This is a genomic window from Variovorax sp. P4_D9, from assembly GCF_056401695.1.
Map to the genome: position 1 here is coordinate 1 of NZ_JBFUIU010000993.1, position 2,911 is coordinate 2,911.

Below are 2,911 nucleotides of genomic sequence, written 5' to 3' on the forward strand. Positions count from 1 at the left end.
TCCAGTTCGATCTTCCGGGCAACGCGCATGGCTCAAACCTCCGCAAAGCTTGGTATGCGCAGTATACTTTAAGTTCTATTATTTCGAGCGCACTACACTAGCAATCGGCACGAGTTGCCGGGTCGTACTACCTGCCATTGCCAGCGTCTGACACTTCCGGAAGGAATCGCGGTTGACGCAGTCCGGCCGATTGCTGAACGCCGCCGCTTCTGCACTCTAGATGCCACGAGTGTTTCTCGATGTAATCATGGCAACTCAGTGCAGCAATTTGGGCCATGGGAGCCCCGAGGGTCCATAGACCGCGCGCGACTGGCTACAGTCGGGCCAGAGTCAGGCAGATCGGACTCGGGCGGTGCCAACCAGGAACTGGCCAAGGGGCAGCGTGCCGCTCGGCGAAACCATACCTATTGTTATGCGAAATACCAGAGGGACAACCGGCCGGTGGCGCCGCGCGCCCCATACCGCTCCGAAGCCGCCGTCCTGAATCCCTGTCAACCAAAGGCCCAACGCCATCGTTTTGCTCTGACCTCTGCCGATGGCGAGGCGAATCGACCTCCAACTCCCAAGGATACGCAATGAACAAACTTCTCGCAGTCATGCTCACCGGCCTGTTAGCAGCAGGCGCCTATGCTCAAAATCCGGCGGGAGCATCGTCGGAGCAACAACCTGTTACGAACAGCAAGGCCCAAAATCGCGCCCAAACCAAGGTGGAAGCGCGCCCACAAGGCATGGTGAAGAAGCCGACTGGCGACCTAGCCAACAGCCCCGAACTCAATCCTGAGGCCAGCGGCGGCAAGGCTGCCACGGCAGCCCAGAACAAGGCCAACGCCAAACCCCAGGGCATGGTGAAGAAGCCGCTGGGCGACGAAGCCAAGAGTGCCGAACTCAATCCTGAGGCCGCGGGGGGCAAGGCTGCGACTGCGGGACAGGCCAAGGTCGGCGCGCGCGATGCCAAGGCGGCGGCCAAGAAGCAACCCGCCGCCAATTGACCGGCTTTCGGTGCCTGATCGAAAAAGCGCCTGGCGCTTTTCGATCTCAAGCGCGCCGTTCCGGCCACCCTGTGACCACCTCAGATGGAGCTATCCATCGTGATTTTCGGCGCCGCCTGAGCTTTGACCCGCCGTTGGAATGAGCCCCGTCGCCTAGACCACCGGGCAGGATGGACTGCTTCGCTGGCTGGGCCTTCATAGAAGGAGCAAGGTCCATGTCTTCTATGGGTCCGTGTCGCAGGCACTCCGAATCCGCAACAATCCGCCAGGTAGAAGCCGGAACTCCCTGCGTAGAGATCGACGGCGCCCTCGATTCGTTGCCACAGCGCGTAAGGGTCTTTCGCAATCTGGGCGGGCTGTGCGGTGAACGCGATCGCGTCGACGAACGCGCCCGAGATGAAGCGGATGGTTTGCTTGCTGGCCAGGAACGAGGGCGTGTCATCGCCCAATTCCAGCATGCGCCGCTGATGCGTGACAGGATCCGGCGCAATTGCGGTGGTCCCGATTCCAGTGCAAGACCCCCAAGGGAACGTGATCGCGCGCTGCTGCTGTTCGCCTGGGCAACGGGTGGTGCCGATGAAGGCTACCGCTACGGGGTAACCGGCTTTTTCGTGCGGATTGATACGGTTGTGTCCGCGCCGGTGGTCGGCGTACGGCCTTCGCCAACCGGTAGGTGGATCGTCCCACGTCCGGACTCCGCGCAAATTGGCGCTCCGTTCCAAAAGGCCTGGATCACATAGGCACCGAGACCCCGCCTCCTGTCCGAGCGGGTGCGCAGCAGGCTGGAGGGGCGGTCTTCGTCGCCGGGTTGCCGGCCTGCGACGACGCGGACGCGATGCCCACCCCCGAGCGGGAAGGTGCGCGCACGCGCTTTGTCGGTCCAATGATGGATCGTTGCGACTAGTCAGCATCTATGCGGTTTTTTGGTGTGTCGTGTGCACGCTGTGTGCAGTCCATGGCCGCCAAAGTTGGCAGAGACTCGACACGGCGGCCGCCCAGCCGGTGAGCGCCTGTCACTACACGTCTTCCCTTTGGGGCAGGAAATTTGCCTCTCAACCTGATTGCCTCACTGTTACCCATGCGGCACGATGGCTGCACACCCCCGTCCATGGAGGACATTGAAATGACAACCCATGCCATCTTCGCAGCCGCGGCTGCGCTCGGATTTTTTGCGTTGACATCGATGAACGCTTCTGCAGTCGAGTGTGCAGCCGGCGTCTATCGGGAGGGCTGCGTCGGGCCTCGCGGCGCCGTTGAAAGTCGGAAGCCGGCAGTCGTCGAGACGCCCGCAGTCGTGCATCCGGAAGTCGTGCGTCCGGAAGTCGTCCGTCCGCCAGTCGCCCATCCGCCGGAAGTCACTTGCGCCAGGGGTGTCGTCCGCGAGGGTTGCGTAGGGCCGCACGGTGGTGCGGCTGTGATTCGCAGATGATCTTCGAGGGGATCGAATGTGCGCTGAGTTCGATCGCCGATCCGCTTCGCCTCGGTGCGGCTTTGCGACTGCGCCGGCCGCGCAACACAGAGCGTGCCGGGACGATGACTTGCCAATTTGGCCGCGGGCCGCACGATGCAGGAGTAGGTCTACGCACGAACTGTGAAGAACAACGCCATGGAATCTGACATCAAAGCCAAAGCGCCGTTGCGACAGCGAGTGATCGGCGAACTCGAGGAACTCCTGGTCCTGACTGTCTACCTCTTCATTGTCATCTGGGCGATGAACGTGATGAAAGCCGCAGTGCTGCACAGCCATGGCATCGAGGTCGCCTTTTGGGGCGTGGCCATCGTGAAAGCTTTGCTGCTCGCCAAGTTCGTGATGCTGGGCAGAGCTCTGAAGTTGGGGGGCACAACGCTCATCGCCCGCTCATCTGGCCGATGCTGCGCAAGACATTCACCTTCCTGGTGCTGTTGATCGTCCTGACGATCGT

3 protein-coding genes are annotated in these 2,911 nt (G+C 61.8%); all 3 read left to right on the forward strand.

Annotated features, from left to right (window positions below; genetic code table 11):
• Window positions 1-575: 575 nt before the first annotated feature.
• The 3 genes from AC1DY5_RS49690 to AC1DY5_RS49700 all read left to right on the forward strand — a co-directional run bounded on the left by AC1DY5_RS49690 (window position 576) and on the right by AC1DY5_RS49700 (window position 2,895).
• Window positions 576-989, forward strand: a complete 414-nt coding sequence (locus AC1DY5_RS49690) for a cell envelope biogenesis protein TolA (RefSeq protein ID WP_478121682.1) — start codon at window positions 576-578, stop codon at window positions 987-989.
• 215 nt (window positions 990-1,204) lie between these two features.
• A complete protein-coding gene (locus tag AC1DY5_RS49695; RefSeq protein WP_478121683.1) occupies window positions 1,205-1,729 on the forward strand; it encodes a hypothetical protein in 525 nt (174 codons plus the stop codon).
• Between the two features lie 866 nt (window positions 1,730-2,595).
• Window positions 2,596-2,895, forward strand: a complete 300-nt coding sequence (locus AC1DY5_RS49700; RefSeq protein ID WP_478121684.1) for a hypothetical protein — start codon at window positions 2,596-2,598, stop codon at window positions 2,893-2,895.
• Window positions 2,896-2,911: the final 16 nt, after the last annotated feature.